We start from the raw sequence: 18,789 nt of genomic DNA on the forward strand, positions 1-18,789 counted from the left end.
GGTGGCACACGCGGAGTCACTGCTCAGTCCGTTCCGGGAGCAACCCCACCGCGCATGTCATTGCTGCGTTCGACAACCCGGAAAACTAGGTACCGTCGCGCGCCCGAGCTGAACGGGCGGGTTTGCTAACGGGGGCAGAAAATTCGATGCGCGGGCCCGCGATCATCTGAACCACGTTTCGGGAGCATTTGCCGGTGGCCCGATCTTGCCGTCGTCGATGACGTACTCGCCCGGGTAGAGGCGGTTGGCAGCCGGACGCTCACGAGCGGGTATTTCCACCAGAAAGTTGTTGTCCCGCAACCGCGATGGCCTGTAGGTGCCGACGAACGTGACCATGACTGCGCCGCCGCGACCGGATGGCCCACCGTCGAGCGATTCTCGTCCGGTGTTGAACGTTTCGGCGATGTCGCGGCCGTCGTTCCCCACGGTGATTCTGCCGTCATGATGAAGCTCGACGAAGGTGCCGTTGTCCGCGGCCACGGTGGCCGCCGTGGCCTGCCCACCCTGTGGATCGAGGTCGACAGCGAAGTCGGGAACCTTGCCGGCACCGCTGGGCGGGTCCACGTCGAGCTCTCGGCCGACACCGAGGGTGACGTACTGACCCAGTGCGGTGTGCCTGCCGGTGTCGGTGATCTCCCAGAGATGTTTCCTGGACGCAACTTTGACGCGTCCGTCGAAAAAGATGCTGACCCAGTCGCGTCCGTTGGACAGTACGACGCGTTTGCTGTTCGGTGCCATCGCTACAGGATCGTGCACAGCGCTGCGCTGGGCAATCGCAGGGCTTTTCAGTCGGTGGGCTGGCGCCGGATGAAGTCCGACATCCCCGGCACGGTGAACGCGATCCGGCCGTGTTCGGGGGACCAGATCAGGCCTTTGCGGATCAGGGAGTCGCGGACGTCGCTGACACCGGTCGTCGTTTGTCCCATCGCCGCGGCGACGACTCCCGAACGCGGTGCCTCGTCTGAGGCAAGTGCTATCGCGCGCATGTAGCGGCGCTCCCTGTCGGAGGGGCGATTCCATCGTGAGGGGAAGAATCCCTCGTCCAGTGCCCGTCGTCCTTCCTCGACCGCGAGATGGGCGTCGTCTTCGTCGAATACTGCTGTGGCAGCAACGTTCCAGACGGCTTTGCCGTATTCCTGCAGGAAGTACGGGTACCCGCCGCTGGCCTCGACGAGAAGGGCCAGGGCATCGGGGGTGAAGGACCCGCCGTGCTGGTTGACTGGGATCTCCAGAGCTTCGGCGGCATCGGCCGGTGCCAGGGGACCGATGGTGCTGTAGGCGAACTGCCGCTCCGCGTAGGACCGGTTGTCGGCGAGCACCGACGGAAGGTTGGGCAGACCCGCGCCGATGACGAAGAACGGCCACTCCCGCTGGCTGGCCCGATGCTGCACCGACAGCAACGCGCCGAGGAGATCGGAATCGAGGTCCTGCATCTCGTCGATGAACAGCCCGAACGCGGTGCCCTTCTTCTTCATCGCGGCGCTGATCGCCTCGACGAGTTCTTCGAGATCGAGGTCGATGTCTCCGCTGGCGGCACCGTGATCGAGCGACACTTCGACCTTCGCCGGTCCCAGGCCGACACCGAGGGTGAACCCGCGGGCGAGGGAGATCAGGTCATCGAGCGCCTTCTGCATCTGATGTTTGCGGCTGAACCGGCGCAGGCCGGCGGCGAGTTCGGACCCGAGCTTGGCGCGCACGGCGCTGACGCCGGACTCGTTGGGTCGCGCCTCGAGGCCAATCGTCAACCAACCTTGACGTTCGGCGTGCTCGGACAAGTTGTTGAGAAGGGTGGTTTTGCCGACACCGCGGAGGCCGGACAGGATCATGCCGCGGTCATAGTTGCGGTTCTTGCTCCGAGCCACGAGAAGGTCGAATTCTTCGCGTTGGCGGGTTCGCCCCTCCAGCGCTGGTGGCCGCAGTCCTGATCCTGGTTTGAAGGGATTCAAGGCGGGGTCCATATGGAGAACTATAGTCATTTATGGTGTTCTGTCCATAAGTAGTCATAATGTTCCATACTGTGCGTTCGCAAACGCAACCCTTGGCGTTCTAGGTCGTCGTTGGACTGGACTGCGTGACAGAGGTGGCTGCGTCCGTGAGTGATTCCGCAGTTAAAGACTCGGCGCTACCGGTCGGGCGCTACCGACTCGCGATCGACGACGCACGCGGCGCGCTTGCCGTACGCACTGGTATCGGCCGATCGACCAGCGCGCGGCTACGTTCTTCTCGATACGGAAGTTTCGCCGCGCCGGTCGGTTCGATGCTCCTCCAACCCAAAGCTTCTGGTGCTTCAATGAGTCGAGAAATTTGAAGTGCCCCGGAGTGCTGGTTACGAGGATGGTCTCTTGAAGAAAAGTGTCGTCGCAGTGGGTGTGGCGAGTTTTCTGTTCGCGGTCGGATGTTCATCCGACGGACAGACGACAGCGGAGCTGGATCGGCCTACGCAGCAAGCAGCGACTTCCGAATCGACAAGTTCTCCTACAGCGACTGCAAACACCGGCGAGAGTCCGAGAGGGAACAAGGTCAAGGCGTTCGACGAACGGGCGGGCCTTGGCTGCGAGAGCGGCGGCGGGTTTCCCTGTGAGGTCGAATTCGTGGTCGGAGCGCCAATACCTGCGTCGGAATGCTCGACGACGCAGTACCAGCCGGAGTTCGGATCGATCCTGGCATTCCCCATTCGAGTCGAGATCTTGCCTGGTGTGAACGTAGCGCAATACATGGGCATGTTCACTCCCGATTCGTTTTCGGCCGTTCTTGAATCGGGAGTGACAATTCCCGAAATTACGTCGCCGGCGGCATGGGTGTGCGCCGAGTCCAACAATTCGATCCCTTCGCAGCTGTCGCCTGCATCCACGTACGAAGGTTTCATGGTGCTCGACGTTCCAACTGATTCGACCACGATCGTGTTCCAGCCAGTTGTCATGGAGCCTGGCCAGGGAGGGTGGGAATGGCCGCTGTAGCGGCAACGTGTTCGGCCATCGACCCGGTCGCCCGCATCAATGAGCTTCCCGCATGACCGGCGACATCGTCGTGGCCTCCGAATCGGCCCGGCCGCCACAGAAAGCGGACGTCCTCGCCCGGGCCTGCGCGGCCCTGACCGCCGGAGACGCTGACGCCGCCAAGGCCATCATCGGCACCGACTACCCACACGTCGTCGGCACGGCAGCGCAACGCCGATACACTCTCCCCGAGATGCTGCGCACGTTCTACCGCGACGGATTCCTCGACCGCTACTCCGGCGACCAATTGATTCACCCGGGAGCATTGAGGTTGCTGTCGGTCGTGCTGCCGAACGACTTTCCCGCACATTCGAATTGGAAGATGACCGAGACCCATTTCGCGTTCTGGGAGCTGTTCCCGACCATCGATCACATCCATCCGGTCGCCCGCGGGGGAGCCGACGAGGCCTCGAACTGGGTGACCACCTCGATGCTGCGCAACTCCGCCAAAGCGCACTGGACCCTGCCCGAGCTCGGCTGGACGCTGCACCCACCCGGCGACGCGCAACACTGGGACGGCCTGTCGGGCTGGTTCACCGACTACCTCACCGACCGCCCCGACCTAGCCGCCTCCTCGGCCTATCTAGGTCGGTGGCTGCGCGCCACCCGCGCTGTCCAGGTCGAACGCGCCTGAACCATCGGGCACGTCGAGACGGCAAACGCCAGCGCAGTCCCAGGGCCTGATGACAGCGTGGCCGCGACCGATAAGCAGCCCTTATGTCAGGCCATTTGGTTAGCCCCGAACGTCTTCGGGATTCGGTACAGCTTTTTGTCGAGTCTGCTCTCTAGCCACATTTCCATAGGCACCATCCATAGCCGGCCCGCTGTCCAGGCCTTTGAGGACCGTAGGAAATGTTCGATGGCGAATTTTTCAGTGATTTTCGAGTCTGGTATGCGCACAGTGGACTGATGTAGCGCTGTTTGTCACTTCAGCTCCAGTGTGAGCCCCAATGCCTGGGCAATCTTGGCAATCGTAGCGGTCGTGACATCGTAGTTCGCCTCCACTCGCGCGATTGTCGGGCGGGAAACCCCCGATTTCTCGCCAAGCTCCGCCTGCGACCAGCCGTGTTTCTTGCGGGCGTAGCGGATGGTTTCGCCAAAGCCCACCTGCCCGGGCTCGCTCATGACTCCAACTCCGACTCGACCATTGAGCCCGGATCAGCGCGATGTTGGGTATGAAGGGCGTCCGCGGCGATCTCGGCGATCTGTTCAAGAAACGCAGGGTCGGTCATGTAGGACTGGATCTCCTGCGACTCGCTCACCGTCTTTAGTACAGCGAGTCCAACGGCTCCGCTGAATCCTTCGGAAGCCTTGAGCTGCGCGACGGTGTTGTTCTTTGCCATCGCCACGGCCTCTTCGTTTGTGTCGAGGAACCCCCAGAAAGTCGTGATGAAGCCGGAGACGCTCTTGGGGCTCACGTCCACGCCCTTGGCTTGGAACATTTCGTTCACTTTGTCGATGGCCTCGTCCAAGGGGCCGCGTTTCGGCGTGTTCCCCGGCTTGTGCTCACCTTCGAACGTTGGAAGCTTGATCCCTTCGCTGCTGCCCTCGCTCAACGAGTGGTCCTCACTAATAGCGGACGGCACGAGCTTGACTCCCGAAAGCTGCACGCCCTCAAGGTAGCTGTCGTCGTAGTCAATGTCGTCGGTGTGGAGGTTGCGCCCTAGCAAGGTTGCAAGGATCGCTCGACGGTGTAGCTCGGGGTCCTGGTAGTCGACGATCTGGCTGAGAAACTGCCACGCGTTGCGGTAGCTGAGCACGTCCGTCCGGAAGCCGTTGAGAGCTTCCCTCTGCTCTTTGTCTTTAGTCAGCACAGCCTGCCGCCAACGGCCACTCCAGCGGTTTTTGATCGGCGAGAGAGCCTTAGCGATCGCTTCCCCTCCGGCGTCGCTCAGGAAGGCTTTAGCGACTTTATCCATCTCGTCTTGGTCGTAGAGCGCAGCCGTGTCCAGCCGCTCGCCGATCGTGTACAGCGCGTTGGGATCGACGTCTCCGTCAACGTAAGCATCTACGTAGTAGAGCTTGAAATCTTCCTGAACGCTCGCTGGGGTGTTGCGGAAGTCGACAACCATCGGGGCGGTCTTGCCCGGATACATGCGGTTCAGCCTGGAAAGGGTCTGGACCGTGGCGACGCCGGAGAGCTTCTTGTCGACATACATTGCCATGAGGCGCGGCTCATCGAAACCTGTCTGGAACTTGTTGGCCACGATAAGAACCCGGTAGATGCCCTCCTCTCGAAACGCTTTGGCGACTCCGCCGCGACCGTTGACCGAGACTTCGGTGACACTCTCGCCTGTCTCATCGGTAAGCGCGCCGGAGAAAGCCACCAACGTGCTCATGTCGGTGTAACCCTGGGTCGCGATGTAGTCGTCCATCTTCCTCGACCAGCTCAGCGCCTCCATCCGCGAGCTTGTTACGACCATGGCCTTTGCCTCACCGCCGAGCATCTGCATCACGTTCCGCCGGAAGTGCTCGATCACGACGCGGACTTTCTGCGCGATCGCGGTCGGGTGGAGACGGGCGTAGCGCACGATATTTGAGACTGCCTCGCCTGTATTAACCCGGATCTCGGTCTCGGACCCTTCCGCCTCAAGCGTGTTCTTCACCCGGAGGAACATGTCGTACGTCGAGTAGTTGGTCAGCACATCGAGGATGAAGCCCTCCTCGATCGCCTGGGCCATCGTGTAGGTGTCGAAGGCTTCCCAGCGGCCATCTCGCTCGGTGCCGAACAGGCGCAGCGTCTTTGCCTTCGGAGTCGCGGTGAGCGCGACAAACGTGATGTTGCTAGAGGCTGCAATCGCCGAATCCTTAGCCAACAACAGGTCATCGGCGCTGATGGTGTCCTCGTCGGCGTCAAGCTCGACGTCCGCCAGCAGCTCCTTTAGCTGACGCGCAGTGGAACCAGACTGCGAGGAATGCGCCTCGTCCGCCACCACGGCCCAGTGCCTGCCGCGCAGCTCTTGGGTGTCCTCGATGAGTTTCATGACTTCGGGGAACGTCTGTAGGGTGCACGTGATGATGTGATCGCCCTCAAGCAGCGATTTCTTGAGCTGCGGCGACTTGGCACCCGACTTCTCGCCAACGGCCACGACGAGGCCCTTGCTCGACTGCACAAGGTTCATGTCTTCGCGGATGTTCTCGTCGAGCACGGTGCGGTCGGTGACGACAATGACCGAGTCGAACGTCGACTTCGAATCGGGGCTCATGTGGCGGATCAGTCGATGGCTGAGCCAAGCGATGGTCTTCGTCTTCCCTGAACCAGCCGAGTGCCAGATCAGATAGCGCTTCCCGGTGCCGTTGGTCTCGATGTCGGCAACGACTCGCTCGACAGCGCGTAGCTGGTGGAAGCGAGGAAAAACTAGACGTCCTTCGTTTTTGCCGGCCTTGCTTGGCTCGAAGAGTGCGAAGTCTTTGAGGATGCGCATGAACATCGGGCGGTCGAGGATCTCACGCCATAGATAGTTCGTCGAGGAGCCTGTGCTCGATGGTGGGTTGCCCCCGTGGCCTTCGTTGCCCTTGTTGAAGGGCAAAAACACTGTGTCCCCGCCCTGGAGTTTCGTGGTCATATAGACGAGGTCGTTGGACACCGCAAAATGGACCAGCGCGCGCCCCGGCGCGAGTAGTGCACGGTTCTTGCCTGGCTTCCGATCTTCTTTGTACTGCCGGATCGCGTGGTTGACCGTCTGAGTGTTGTCGGTCTTCAACTCCAGGGTCGCGACTGGTAGTCCGTTGGCGGTGAGTACCACGTCGAAGGTCTCATTGGACGTCGTGTCGAAGCGAACCTGGCGGAGGATGCGCAGACGAACAGCAGCCGCAGCCTCTACCACCTCGGTCAAGTTGGGGTTTGCTGGTGGGAAGGCCATCATCGGCCCGAATTTCGCGGCAGGACGGCCGATCTGGGCGTAGATGAAGCCCTTGCGTAGTACACCGAGCAACCCGCCGACCGGATGCCCGGTGGTCGGGTCCATCTTGGTTGTCTTGGCGAGTTCTTTAGTGACGTGCTGGAGCAGCTTGCGCTCAGCGTCTAACTTCTGCTCGTCGACAAGATCACCCGGCACGGCCTTCTCGAACTCACCTGGGTACTGGCTGCTGAGCCAGTGCAGCACGTCGTCATCGACCATAGCGAGGGCGATGTTCCAGCCGGTCGGCTTGCCGCTGTCCTCGTACCGCCACCCACGCTCGGCAAGTTCGGCGCAGAGGTTGCTTTCAAACTCTCGTTCCATTAGTTGCTCGTGGCTCATGCGACTTCTTTCTGTCCGGTCACCACGTCGGCTATGAGCGCGGCTCGGCGCTCAACGAGCAGGGACTTAAACTTTGCAACTTTCGCCATCATGACCTCGATCTGGTCGGTGATCTCATCGAGATGGTTGGCGATGCGCGTTTGCTCCGAGTGCGATAGATGTGGAACTGGCAATTCGCGAGCCTTCTGGGAAGACAAGGCCGGTATCGTCGCACCGCCGACGATAATGTCGATGAGCCCAGCCGTGAAGTGGCCTTTGATGCAGTAGTTAAGGAATCTGCCGTCTGAGTCTGGATGGGGGCGAACGCGGATCACGTGGTTCTGGAACCCCCAGTTAGGCATGTCGTCTTCGAGTACGACGCTCCGACCGTAGCCACCGCCCCCTTCGACAATTAGGACATCTGCGGCCCGCAGATCGTATTTGCTGAGTTCGTCGTCACTCATCCACATGCGCTGATCGTCAAGCTCAAGGCCGTAGGGCTGAATAGATGCGGCACGCACGTAGTTCACATAACTTTCGCGGTCGTGCTTCTGAGTACCCTGCACAGTTTTACCCAGCGAAACGTCGGCGCAGAACTTCAGGCGAGTAAACACCGCTGTACGGTTTACGGTCTCGCCCTGGATCATGGCCGACCTTCTAGCATTGAGCGTTTCGGCCAGTTCGTCTAATTTACCAATCATCGCGTCGATTTCACTCGTCTCGCGGTCGAGGTAGTCGGCGATGGCCCGCTGAGTGGGCTTGAGCGGAAAGGAAATCTCCAGCTTCGCGAGGGCGGCACGGTCGAACTGCGTTGAACGTTCTCGGATGCCCTTACCATTTGCCGCAATCCAGCCGGCTGCAGTAGCCGCACGCAGGTAATACGCAAGAAATTCGAGGTCACAGTCGTCGCTCCGATAAGCATGGACCACGGGAGACGCTTTGCCGTCAGAGTCCGAGACGCCAATGGCACCGAAGCCGCCATCCATCGAATGTATGACCAAGTCGCCTTGTGAAATATGTTGGTAGCCAATTTCTTTCAATGCGTTGGTGAACCCCTCTTGACGACGATTCCGGCGCAAAGTGACCTGACCGTCTCGGAACGCAGTAACAATCTCGTCGTCTTCCAACGGTTCACGCCAGACCGGCTGCAGGACATACTGGGCCCTGCATGTTGTCCAGTTAGCAGGTACAGACGGGGGCCACGAACCTGATTGGGTCATTCCTCACTCACCGCCTCGAACATCGCTGCCAGCTCGCCCATAATTTTCTGAACATCGGAGTCGATTTCGGCGAGCAGGCGGGGCTCCTCGGGCGTATAGAAGATTCGCGTGAACGGGATCTCGTTGCCATGCTTGGCTTTGCTGACATCCCACTGCGCGTCAGGAGCGAACGGCAGCACGTCGCGTTCCATATGCTCAACTACGTCCTCGCTCAGCGGTACCCGTTCAGTCATTTTCCAGTCGTCAGCGATAACCGGCATGCCCTTGCGGTCGACAGCCAGCGGCGCATCGGCGGCGGGCACCGCCAACGCGCTCATGACTGCGCCGATAAGGCTGATGGAGGACTTCAGCCCGGCAGCTTTCGCGGCTTGAGGGAATGACTTCGGCAGCTCGTTCCAGGGCGTGCGATCCAGTGACTTCAACACCGGGATGTACCCGTCGGCGAAGTCTCGGTGTTTGCGTAAAAGCTCGACACTCGTCTCGCTGAACCGAGTCGCGAGCCTGGCTTGCTTGAAAACCGGTACGTCCCGAAACATGAAGTCCTCGGGTCTCATTACCCGCGAGATGACGGGGTCGGCGTGCTCAAACGCCTTGTACGCCTCAAGCACCACAGTTCGGTTACCTTTACGCATCTCACGGCGTTTGTCGCCCATGCCCTTTCGCATTGAGGCCCATTGCCCGGAGCCATCGATGAGCTGGATCTTGCCCTGGCGCTCGGGGTCCTTTTTCGTGTCGAGAATCCAGACGTAGGTGGCAATCCCTGTGCCGTAGAACATACTCATCGGCAAAGCAATAATTGCGTCGATGAGGTCCGATTCAAGTAGCCACTGCCGTATCGCGTTGGGACCTTTATCGCTGGTGAACAACGGCGAGGCGTTGGAGACTACTGCAGCGCGGCCGCCTTGGCCGTTCTTCGCTGCAGGGCTGAGCTTCGATGCGCAGTGTGCGAGGAACAGCATCTGCCCGTCGCTCGTACTCGGTAGACCATGGCTGAAGCGCGTGCCAAGCGCTTTGGCCTGATCACGGATGGACCTCTCGTCCGCCGACCAATCCATTCCGAATGGCGGATTGGAAAGCACATAGTCGTAAGTTTGTCCCTCGTAGAGGTCCTCTACGAGGGTATTTCCTTGCTTGATAGCGTCCGGTCGGCCTCCCTGGATGAGCAGGTCCGCTTTGCCGAGCGCGAAAGCGGAGGGCATGAGCTCTTGGCCGTAGAGCGTCACATCGATCTTGTCGTTCATCCGTTTCAGTGCGTGATGAGCGATGAGCAGCATACCTCCGGATCCAGCAGTTGGGTCATAGACAGAGCGCGCCGCGCTTTCGCCTGCGAGAGTGTCGTCATCGTTGGTGATCAGGATGTCGACCATGAGCTTTATCGCGTCGCGCGGCGTGTAGAAATTGCCCGCGGCTTTGCCCTTCTTGTTGAAGGCGCGGTACATGATGTCCTCAAAGACGTCGCCCATCGTCGTGTTCTCAACATTGCTCGGCGCGAGGTCTAGCGTTGAAAAGTGCTTCACGACGGAATGCAGACGATTTGCCTCGGCAAGGACTTGCACTCGTCGGACGAAGTCGAAGGAGACCCAGATGTCGGCGATGTTATTCGAGAACCCAGCAATGTAGCTCTTCAACGACTTCTCGACGTTGTCGTCGACGGACGCGATAGTGGCGAGGTCGAGCGGCGAGACGTTGTAGAAACTGAGCTTGAACCGGTCCTTGACCGCGATGTCGATCAGGTGCGGAGGCAGCGCGCCCCGCGAGGCGACGAAATCGGTAACCTGCTCCTTCGAGTCGGCCAGCATGCATTCCAGGCGACGCAGCACTGTGAACGGAAGAATGAAATCTCCGTAGTCTTCTTCGTCGACGATGTTGCGAAGGAACTTGTCTGCGGTGTCCCAGACTATGCGTGCTGTCGTCGTGCTCGTGCTGGTGGACGCCGTCGTCGACTCTGCCATGTCTGCTCGTTCCTGCTCGCTGCGACCATTCTTGTATCAAAGACTTTACATCAAATGTGTATCACGAACGTGACATTCGGCTGTGCGGTCAAGGGGGAGATGAATCGCATCGATCTACTGAGCTTGACCTCGGGTTAGCAGGGGCCAGCTACCGGACGCACTTAATTTCGCGGATATCCAACACTTCGTCGGCCTCGTTGGCACCCACAAGAACGCGGACGGAGTCCCGGCGCGGGAAGCTGGTGCTCTGCATCGCATCGGCCGGCAACTTGTTCACCTGACGCACAACCGAGTTCTTTGCTCGCCCAGCGAGCCAACCTCACTCAGGCACGCAGGGTTGTCGCAGGCACGGGCCGACCGTGTCCCGAGGCGCATGTCGAGTAGTGCCTTGTCTAGAAAGCAAGTTGAATACGATATTCATTGCTGATAACGGATATTATGTCAGGTTGCAGTCGAAAGTCATTGTCATGCAACGTATGTCAATCCTACCTGCTGGCGCGACCGCCTGCCGGACATGATCTAGAAGTACCGCGGATCCGCCGTTGTGAAGCAGTTCCGTTTCGTGTTGCAAGCCGCGGTGCTGTTGCTCGAGATGGTTCGGATGCCAGCGGCGCGGGCATTCGTCGCCGATGCCCCCGAATCCGTTGTCTCCGATGCTTGCCACTGCTGGGCCGCTCCCGTCCGGACCGGCCTGGGTGTGGGAATGGAAGTGGGATGTAACTGCGCGGGTTCGCAGAAACTCGCGAACGATAGCGTCGCAACACGCGCGTACGTGGAGCATCAACCCGTGAGGGGCAACCGCATTCGCAGACTGGCGACCATCAAACGCCTTATGCGGCCGCCAGCACAGCCTCGCGTTTGATCCGGCAAGACCACTGCCGTCTACCGATCGGCTCCGGCCCACCCCTTCCCTCATACCCCCACGGGTACTTGCATACCCCCCTAGGTATGTGTCACAGTAGGGATGTACCCGCCAGAAAGGACCGCCATGTGCTACCCCGTCCCGTGCCCGGCATGCGGTAAGACCACCTGGGCTGGCTGCGGTCGACATGTCGACAGCGTTATGAAGAACGTTCCGCGGTCGCAGCAGTGCTCCTGCTCCATGGAGACACCCGCCCCAGCTACACGCGACAACTTCTTTCGTTCCCTGTTTCGTCGCTGACCCCCACCCCAACAGCACTCCACTGCATTTCGCAGGAATCTCTGGGCGTCTTCAACGCTTCTGAATACCCCCACCCGTATTAGGAGAAGTAATTGTGACCAAGCCCGCTACCGCGGCGGCCACCGGCCGCCACGACCGCCATCGGCCACCGGCACCCGGCGCACTAGGCCGCCTGGGAAGCACGATGGTCGCCCGCCGCAGGTGGGTGTTCGGCATCTGGCTGATCGCCCTCGTTGCCCTGGGATCGGCTGCGCCATCGGTGTTCTCATCCTTGGCCGGGGCCGGCTGGCAGGCCAACGGTTCCGAATCCGTCCAGGTCCGCGAGCTCGCCCAGCAGCATTTCGGTGGTAACTCCTCTGCGGCAGTGCAAGTGGTCGTTCACTCCGACACCGCCACGATCGAAGACGCAGCGGTGCAGCAGACACTCACCGACGTCGCGGCCGTATTCGACGGTGACACTCGCTTCGGCGAGATCATCGCCCCCCAGCCAGGCATGACCATCAGCCCCGACGGCCGCACCGGCATCCTCATCGCCGGCGCAAACGCAAGTACAGATGACATGGTCAAAGCCGTCGACGAGGTCAAAGGCGAACTGACCGAACTCTCCGGCGACGGCATCGAGGTCTACCCGACCGGGTCCTCCGCACTGTGGTCGGACTTCAACAAAGCCAACCACGATGCCATGATCCAAGCCGAATTGTTCTCCTGGCCGGTCACCTTGGCGATCATGGTGCTCGCGTTCGGATCGCTCGTCGCCGCAGGACTGCCGCTGCTACTCACCGTCGCCGGACTCGTCGCATCCGCCGGTGGTCTCGTGCTGCTCAACGGCGTCACCCCGATCTCGGTGTGGGCGATGAACTTCGCGATGATGTTCGCGCTCGCCCTCGGCATCGACTACGCCCTCTTCATCGTCGCCAGGTTCCGCGACGCACTACGCAACGCCGATCCCCGTGCCGCCGTCGCCGAAACCATGGACACCGCAGGCAAAGCCGTGGTCCTGTCCGGTCTGACAGTCCTGGTGAGCCTCTCGGCAGTGCTTCTCGTTCCCGCACCGGCCGTGCGGACCATGGCCGTCGGCATCATGCTCGCTGTCACGTTCGTGCTGATCGCCACCATGACCCTGCTCCCCGCAACCCTGGGGGCACTCGGCTCCAAGGTCAACGCCGCATCCCTGCCCTACGCCAAACGCCAGCAGCACCGCTCCCCGAAATTCGCAGCCTGGGGCGAACTACTCCACAAGCATCCCTGGCCGTTCGCACTGGTCTCCGTCGGCATCCTCATCGTCCTGGCACTGCCGGTCCTCGGACTGAAAGTCGCAATGCCCTCGATCACCGTCGTCCCAGAAGATGCACCGGTTCGCCAAGGCTACGAGCTCGTCCAAGCCCAGTTCGGCGACGGCGCACCCGGCGCACTGCAGATCGTCGTCCCCTCTTCCGACGCCGCCGCGACCGCCACCGCAGCCAGCAGCGTCGACGGGATCTCGATGGTGACTCCGCCCCAGCCTGCCGCGGACGGCTCGAACTACTCACTGCTACAAGCGCTTCCCGCCGTGGACCCCTCCGACGAGAGTATGGGCACCATCCTCGGTGACCTGCGCGCGCAGCTCCCGGAGTCGGCATTGGTCGGCGGGGCACCGGCGGAGAACCTCGATCTGCAGCAAGCCCTCAACGACTACCTGCCGCTGGTGATCGGGATCATCCTCGCGCTCGGTTTCATCCTGCTGCTCGTTGCACTGCAGGCACCGCTGATCGCGATCCTCGGCACCGCCGTCAGTCTGCTCTCGACCGCAGCCGCATTCGGAGTAGCGAAGCTGATCTTCCAAGACGGACACGGTGCATCACTGCTCGGCTTCACCCCACAGGGGTTCCTCGACGGCTGGGGACCGGTGTTCTTCTTCGCGATGATCTTCGCCATCGCCATGGACTACACCGTGTTCCTGCTCGCCACCGCCAAAGAGCACTACGAGAAGACCGGCGACCCGAAAGCCGCCCAGGTCGACGGCCTCGCCCACTCCGGCCGCGTCATCTTCGCCGCCGCCGCGGTCATGGTCGCCGTGTTCTTCACCTTCGCACTCTCCGATCCGCTCCCACCGAAAGAAATGGGCATCATTCTCGGTGTCGCGGTACTGCTCGACGCCTTCCTGATCAGGCTCATCCTGCTGCCGGTCCTGCTGCGTCTGACCGGTCACGCCGCATGGTGGTCACCAGCCTGGCTGCGCAAGGTGCTGCCCTCGATCAGCTTCTCTCACTGACACCCTCACCACACCCAACGGAGCAATCATGACCGATCCGAACACAACCCACTCGGCGGCATTCACAGGATGGCCGATCGAACGTATCGTCCCCGCCCTTGCTGCCGGTGTCACCGCCACCGGTCTGGCACTCGGCGAATTACACGCACCGCAATGGCGACTACTCAGCGCGTTCGCTGCCGCCAACCTCGCCCTCTACGCAGCGGTCGGCTGGTGCCCGGCCAGCGCGCTTCTCACCAGGGTGGGCGTGCCGAGTATTCGCCAGCCCCGAATCGGGTAGGCCCAGATCACCGCAGTTCGACCACCGAAAGGAACTTCCCTTATGAACATCGCACTCTCGACCACTCTGACCGACACCGACTTCGACACCGCAGTCGACGCCGTCAAAGCCTCCCTCGCAGATCAGGGCTTCGGTGTTCTCACCGAAATCGACATGCAGGCCACGTTGAAGGCCAAGCTCGGCGAGGACATGGAGCAGTATCTGATCCTCGGTGCCTGCAATCCGTCCCTCGCGCACCGCGCCGTCGGGGTCATGCGCCAGATCGGCTTGCTGTTGCCGTGCAATGTCGTCGTCCGCGCCGACACCTCCGCTTCCGGATCGGTCATTGTCGAAGCGATGAACCCCGACATCATGGTCCAAGCGACCGGCGAGCCAGCACTGTCCGACGTCGCGGCCGAGGCCACCACCAAGCTCCAGGCCGCCATCGACGCACTCGGTGGCCAGGACGCAGCCCACAGCTGATGACCCTGACGCTGGCACTGGTCCTCGGCGTCGCCGTCGGCATCCTGCTCGGTCTCCTCGGAGGCGGCGGGTCGATCCTCGCCGTCCCGGTTCTCGTCTACGCCCTGGGAATGGACCTGTCGGAGGCGATACCGACATCGTTGCTGGTGATCGGTGTCGCCTCGGCGACCGGGGCCATCCCCAAGGTGCGGGCGAAGCTCGTCGAATGGCGACTGGCGGCGATCTTCGCGGCCACCGGTATCGTCGGCACGCTGGTCGGCAGCGTCCTGGGCAGGCATCTGCCCGAGGCCGCAGTGATGATCGGCTTCGCGATCGTCATGATCATCGCCGGGGCGCGGATGCTGCGCAGCACCGACGATGTCGGAACCGCTTGCAAGACAGGAAGTTCCGGGATCGATTGGCGGCGATGCGCACCACGGTCCATACCGACCGGGTTCGGGGTCGGTGTCCTCACCGGACTGTTCGGCGTCGGCGGAGGATTTCTGATCATCCCCGCTCTGGTGCTGTTGCTGGGAATCGAGATGAGTGTCGCTGTCGGAACGTCGCTGGTGGTCATCGTCGCCAACTCCGCCGCCGGACTGATCGCTCAGGCCGACGGGCTCGGCGGGAACTGGCCACTGACAGCCGCGTTCGCCGGTGCGGCGATCGCAGGCTCGCTGGTCGCCGGAAAACTGAGCACACGCATCGACACCGACAAGCTGCGCACGTGGTTCGCCTACCTGGTGTTCGCCGTCGCGGGCTATGTACTTGTCGACACCCTCGTTCTTTCATGACCGACTGCACACACCGAACCGATGCCCCCGGGGGTAATCTGGAAGGACTACCACCATCACACACCCTCAGGAGACCGCAATGATCGGCGACGAAGACAGCATCGCATTGGTACTCAACCGTCTGCGCCGCGCACACGGCCAACTCGCCGGTGTGATCGGCATGATCGAGAACGGACGCGACTGCAAAGACGTCGTCACTCAACTCGCCGCCGTCTCCCGCGCCCTCGACAAAGCCGGATTCAAGATCGTGGCCACCGGCCTTCGTGAATGCATGACCGGCGACACCGCAGACAACAAAGAGCCCATGACCGAAGCAGAACTGGAAAAGCTCTTCCTCGCACTGGCCTGAACGAGGACGTTTCACGTCAGAAACGAGGCCGACCCGATTACACCGTAGGAGTACCCCGTGAGCACCACCGATCCAGACATCGCCATCATCGAAACGTCGAGCCTCGGCGACCGCAGCTACCTGATCAGCCACGACGGCATCGCCGTCGTGATCGATCCCCAACGTGACATCGACCGCGTCCTGGCACTGGCCACGGAGAAGAACGCCGCGATCACCCACGTACTCGAAACCCACATCCACAACGACTACGTCACCGGCGGACTCGAACTCGCACGCGCCACCGGAGCCGAATACGTTGTGCCCGAGGGTGACCCGGTCGAATTCGAGCGACGGGCAGTGGGGGACGGCGATGTCGTCGACGCGGGATCGGCGACGTTTCAGGTCATGCACACCCCGGGCCATACACATCATCACGTCAGCTACGTACTGCAACTCGGAGACGAACCGATCGCGATCTTCACCGGCGGCTCGATGCTCTACGGATCCACCGGCCGCACCGACCTACTCGGCTCCGAACACACCGACGAGCTCACCCATGCCCAGTTCCACTCGGTCCGTCGAATCGCCGCCGAACTCCCCGCCGACGTCGAGGTCTACCCCACCCACGGATTCGGTAGCTTCTGCTCCGCGACCCCCACCAGCGGCGACTCGTCGACCATCGGTGAACAGCAACAGTCCAATCCCGCGCTGACCCAGGACGAACAAACCTACGTCGACGAGTTGATCGCAGGACTGTCGGCCTACCCCGCGTACTACGCCCACATGGGCGTCATCAACACCGAAGGTCCGGCCCCGATCGACCTGTCCACCCCAGAACCCGTCGACCCCGACGAACTACGCCGCCGCATCGACGACGGACAATGGGTCGTCGACCTCCGCGCACGCACCGCCTTCGCTGCCGGACATCTCGACGGTTCCCTCGGCTTCGAGCTGTCGACGACATTCGTCACCTACCTCGGCTGGCTCTACCAGTGGGGTGCGCCGCTGACCTTGATCGGCGACACCTCCGATCAAATCGACGAGGCCACAAGGGAGTTGGCACGTATCGGCATCGACCACCCCTCCGGCTCCGCTGTCGGAGAGATTCACTCACTCGCCAGCGACGGGCGCGTACGGTCCTACGAAGTGTCCGACTTCGCCGGACTCGCCGCAGAGGACTCGGACATTGCAGTGCTCGACACCCGTCAACAGTCCGAATACGCGGACGGCCACATCCCCGGTGCGATCAACATTCCCCTCCACGAACTGCCGCACCGACTCGCAGAAGTTCCCGACGGCAAAGTGTGGGTGCACTGCGCCTCCGGCTATCGCGCCTCGATCGCGGCCTCACTACTCGACCGGGAACATCGCAGCGTGGTGCTCATCGACGACGACTACAACCGCGCAACAGATCTCGGACTCGACACCTCGAAGACATGACGAAATGCTTCGACGACCGAACGCGACGAGACAGGCGTACCCCCAGGGGGTATATGTTGGTATCATCGGCCGCATGCACTCAGTGAATCGGCACGGTCGACGGGGCACAGCTCCGACGGCAGCTTTACTGATTGCACTGACGGTGTTCGGTGTCCTGTTGATGCATTCGGTGACACCGATGTCGATGCCCGTGACCGGCTCGATGTCCACATCGATGAGCGGCGGCCATGCCTCGTTCGCAGCACCGTCCCACACGGACGCCACGGTTCCGGTGATGACCGGGGAACATGACTGCCCGTCGGGGTACCAGATGATGCATCCCTGTGTGGGTACGACAGCGTCGTGGCCCGCGCTGACGGTCCCGGTGACGAGCGCAGCCATCGACCCGGTACCGACGCTGCTTAACCGGATCGTTGGGCGCACCGACTCTGAGTGGGGGCGTGCGCCGCCGTGGACGTTGTGGGAGTTGGACAGATCGGTGACCTTGCGAGTGTGACAGGGAGCCCGGCAGACGCGTGTCTGTCGGCGGATCGAACGACATCGAATCCTCTGTACTACTCACTCTTGCAAGGAGTTTCCTCATGCGTACCAAAGTCATTGCCTCGATCGCTGCTGCCGCCGCGAGCGCGTTCCTCGTCGTCGGCTGTAGCGACAACGGGGCGGATTCGTCGATGGATGGCCATGCGATGGGATCGATGTCCTCGGCACCGATGTCCTCGGCCCAAGCAAGCGCGTCCGCAGAGTTCAACGATGCCGACGTGATGTTCGCGCAGATGATGTACCCGCATCACGCGCAAGCAGTGGAGATGGCCGACTTGGCGGACGGCCGCACCGACAACCCGGAGGTGCTGTCGCTGGCATCGGCGATCGCCGCCGCGCAACAGCCCGAGATGGACCAGATGACGGCATGGCTGACCGAGTGGGGCCAGCCCATGCCCGACATGGACAGGGGTGACATGGGTGACATGGGTGACATGGGTGACATGGGCGGGATGGACCACAGCTCCGGCAGCGGCATGATGACCGCTCAGGACATGGACGCGTTGATGGCAGCGTCGGGACCGGAATTCGACCGCCAGTGGTTGACGATGATGATCGCCCACCACACCGGCGCCATCGAGATGGCCAACACCGAAATCGCAGACGGTTCCAATCCTGACGCCCTGGAGATGGCCCGCACCATCGTCGCCACCCAGCAGCAGGAAATCGACACCATGCAGCGGCTGCTCGGCTGACCCGGCCCGCTATAGACAACGATGGCCGCATCCTCTCCGGCGGAGAAGGTGCGGCCATCAACGTTCCACAATTGTCAGAGCTGCGTTCCCGGTACGAGATCAGCTCTCACAGTGACGGTGTGCGCTGCGACGGAGGGTTGGAACTCCCCTCGTTCACCGCTCCGGTGATGGTGTCGGGTGTGAGGTCGAGTCGACGCAGTAATTGTGCGTTCGCAGCGACGATGATCGTCGACAGCGACATCAGGATCGCGCCGATCGACATCGGCAGCACGAACCCGACCGGCGCGAGCACTCCTGCCGCGAGCGGAACCGAGATGAGGTTGTATCCCGCTGCCCACCAGAGGTTTTGCTTCATCTTTCGGTACGAGGCGCGCGAGAGTTCGATCACCGACAACACCGACCTCGGGTCGTCGCTGGCGAGGATCACTCCGGCCGACGCGATAGCAACGTCGGTACCCGCGCCGATAGCG

General features: G+C 61.8%; 16 protein-coding genes and 1 pseudogene. 10 read left to right on the forward strand and 7 right to left on the reverse strand.

The annotated features are described in order from the left end of the window. Window positions 1-162: 162 nt before the first annotated feature. Window positions 163-738: a hypothetical protein gene (locus CH266_RS00795; RefSeq protein WP_094688980.1), complete on the reverse strand. Its 576-nt coding sequence runs from the start codon at window positions 736-738 to the stop codon at window positions 163-165. Window positions 739-785: 47 nt separating this feature from the next. After that, window positions 786-1,958, reverse strand: a complete 1,173-nt coding sequence (locus CH266_RS00800) for an ATP-binding protein (RefSeq protein WP_094688979.1) — start codon at window positions 1,956-1,958, stop codon at window positions 786-788. Window positions 1,959-2,342: 384 nt separating this feature from the next. On the opposite strand from CH266_RS00800, the gene CH266_RS00805 reads away from it, so the two are divergent. Together CH266_RS00805 and CH266_RS00810 are read left to right on the forward strand one after the other, a co-directional pair. After that, window positions 2,343-2,957 carry a hypothetical protein gene (locus tag CH266_RS00805; protein ID WP_141214460.1) on the forward strand — a complete coding sequence of 205 codons (615 nt, stop codon included), beginning with the start codon at window positions 2,343-2,345 and terminating at the stop codon, window positions 2,955-2,957. A 52-nt stretch (window positions 2,958-3,009) separates the two neighbouring features. Then, the gene (locus CH266_RS00810; protein ID WP_094688977.1) at window positions 3,010-3,630 is read left to right on the forward strand and encodes an HNH endonuclease; all 621 of its coding nucleotides are present in this window, start codon (window positions 3,010-3,012) and stop codon (window positions 3,628-3,630) included. A gap of 290 nt (window positions 3,631-3,920) precedes the next feature. Here the strand turns inward: CH266_RS00810 and CH266_RS00815 are convergent, their stop codons facing one another. The 4 genes from CH266_RS00815 to CH266_RS00830 form a co-directional block, all read right to left on the reverse strand. Then, the gene (locus tag CH266_RS00815; RefSeq protein ID WP_094639444.1) at window positions 3,921-4,121 is read right to left on the reverse strand and encodes a helix-turn-helix transcriptional regulator; all 201 of its coding nucleotides are present in this window, start codon (window positions 4,119-4,121) and stop codon (window positions 3,921-3,923) included. Next, a complete protein-coding gene (locus tag CH266_RS00820; protein WP_094688976.1) occupies window positions 4,118-7,237 on the reverse strand; it encodes a type I restriction endonuclease subunit R in 3,120 nt (1,039 codons plus the stop codon). The genes CH266_RS00815 and CH266_RS00820 overlap by 4 nt, the downstream gene beginning before the upstream one ends. After that, the gene (locus CH266_RS25095) at window positions 7,234-8,343 is read right to left on the reverse strand and encodes a restriction endonuclease subunit S (protein ID WP_176456970.1); all 1,110 of its coding nucleotides are present in this window, start codon (window positions 8,341-8,343) and stop codon (window positions 7,234-7,236) included. The genes CH266_RS00820 and CH266_RS25095 overlap by 4 nt, the downstream gene beginning before the upstream one ends. Before the next feature lie 89 nt (window positions 8,344-8,432). Beyond that, window positions 8,433-10,388, reverse strand: coding sequence for a type I restriction-modification system subunit M (locus CH266_RS00830; protein ID WP_094639446.1), 1,956 nt, complete (start codon window positions 10,386-10,388; stop codon window positions 8,433-8,435). Between the two features lie 1,346 nt (window positions 10,389-11,734). Between CH266_RS00830 and CH266_RS00840 the strand changes: the two genes are divergently transcribed. The 8 genes from CH266_RS00840 to CH266_RS00875 all read left to right on the forward strand — a co-directional run bounded on the left by CH266_RS00840 (window position 11,735) and on the right by CH266_RS00875 (window position 18,319). After that, on the forward strand, window positions 11,735-13,801 hold the full coding sequence (locus tag CH266_RS00840; RefSeq protein WP_230074946.1) for an MMPL family transporter: 2,067 nt from the start codon (window positions 11,735-11,737) through the stop codon (window positions 13,799-13,801). 28 nt (window positions 13,802-13,829) lie between these two features. Then, entirely contained in the window at window positions 13,830-14,081 is a 252-nt protein-coding gene (locus tag CH266_RS00845) for a YgaP-like transmembrane domain (RefSeq protein ID WP_094688975.1), read from the forward strand. A 42-nt stretch (window positions 14,082-14,123) separates the two neighbouring features. Then, complete coding sequence (locus CH266_RS00850) at window positions 14,124-14,543, forward strand: DUF302 domain-containing protein (protein ID WP_027494150.1); 420 nt, start codon at window positions 14,124-14,126, stop codon at window positions 14,541-14,543. Beyond that, entirely contained in the window at window positions 14,543-15,316 is a 774-nt protein-coding gene (locus tag CH266_RS00855) for a sulfite exporter TauE/SafE family protein (RefSeq protein WP_027494149.1), read from the forward strand. The genes CH266_RS00850 and CH266_RS00855 overlap by 1 nt, the downstream gene beginning before the upstream one ends. 79 nt (window positions 15,317-15,395) lie before the next feature. Next, window positions 15,396-15,665 carry a metal-sensitive transcriptional regulator gene (locus tag CH266_RS00860; protein WP_027494148.1) on the forward strand — a complete coding sequence of 90 codons (270 nt, stop codon included), beginning with the start codon at window positions 15,396-15,398 and terminating at the stop codon, window positions 15,663-15,665. A gap of 57 nt (window positions 15,666-15,722) precedes the next feature. After that, a complete protein-coding gene (locus CH266_RS00865; protein ID WP_008720030.1) occupies window positions 15,723-17,084 on the forward strand; it encodes an MBL fold metallo-hydrolase in 1,362 nt (453 codons plus the stop codon). Window positions 17,085-17,157: 73 nt separating this feature from the next. Further along, a complete protein-coding gene (locus CH266_RS00870) occupies window positions 17,158-17,580 on the forward strand; it encodes a DUF6153 family protein (protein ID WP_094688974.1) in 423 nt (140 codons plus the stop codon). A gap of 85 nt (window positions 17,581-17,665) precedes the next feature. Next, entirely contained in the window at window positions 17,666-18,319 is a 654-nt protein-coding gene (locus CH266_RS00875) for a DUF305 domain-containing protein (protein WP_094689067.1), read from the forward strand. Window positions 18,320-18,425: 106 nt separating this feature from the next. Here the strand turns inward: CH266_RS00875 and CH266_RS00880 are convergent. Beyond that, window positions 18,426-18,789 (reverse strand): annotated as a pseudogene (locus CH266_RS00880) (heavy metal translocating P-type ATPase); the annotation flags it as partial.

Source organism: Rhodococcus sp. 06-1474-1B (assembly GCF_002258885.1).
GTDB classification, from domain to species: Bacteria; Actinomycetota; Actinomycetes; order Mycobacteriales; family Mycobacteriaceae; genus Rhodococcoides; species Rhodococcoides fascians.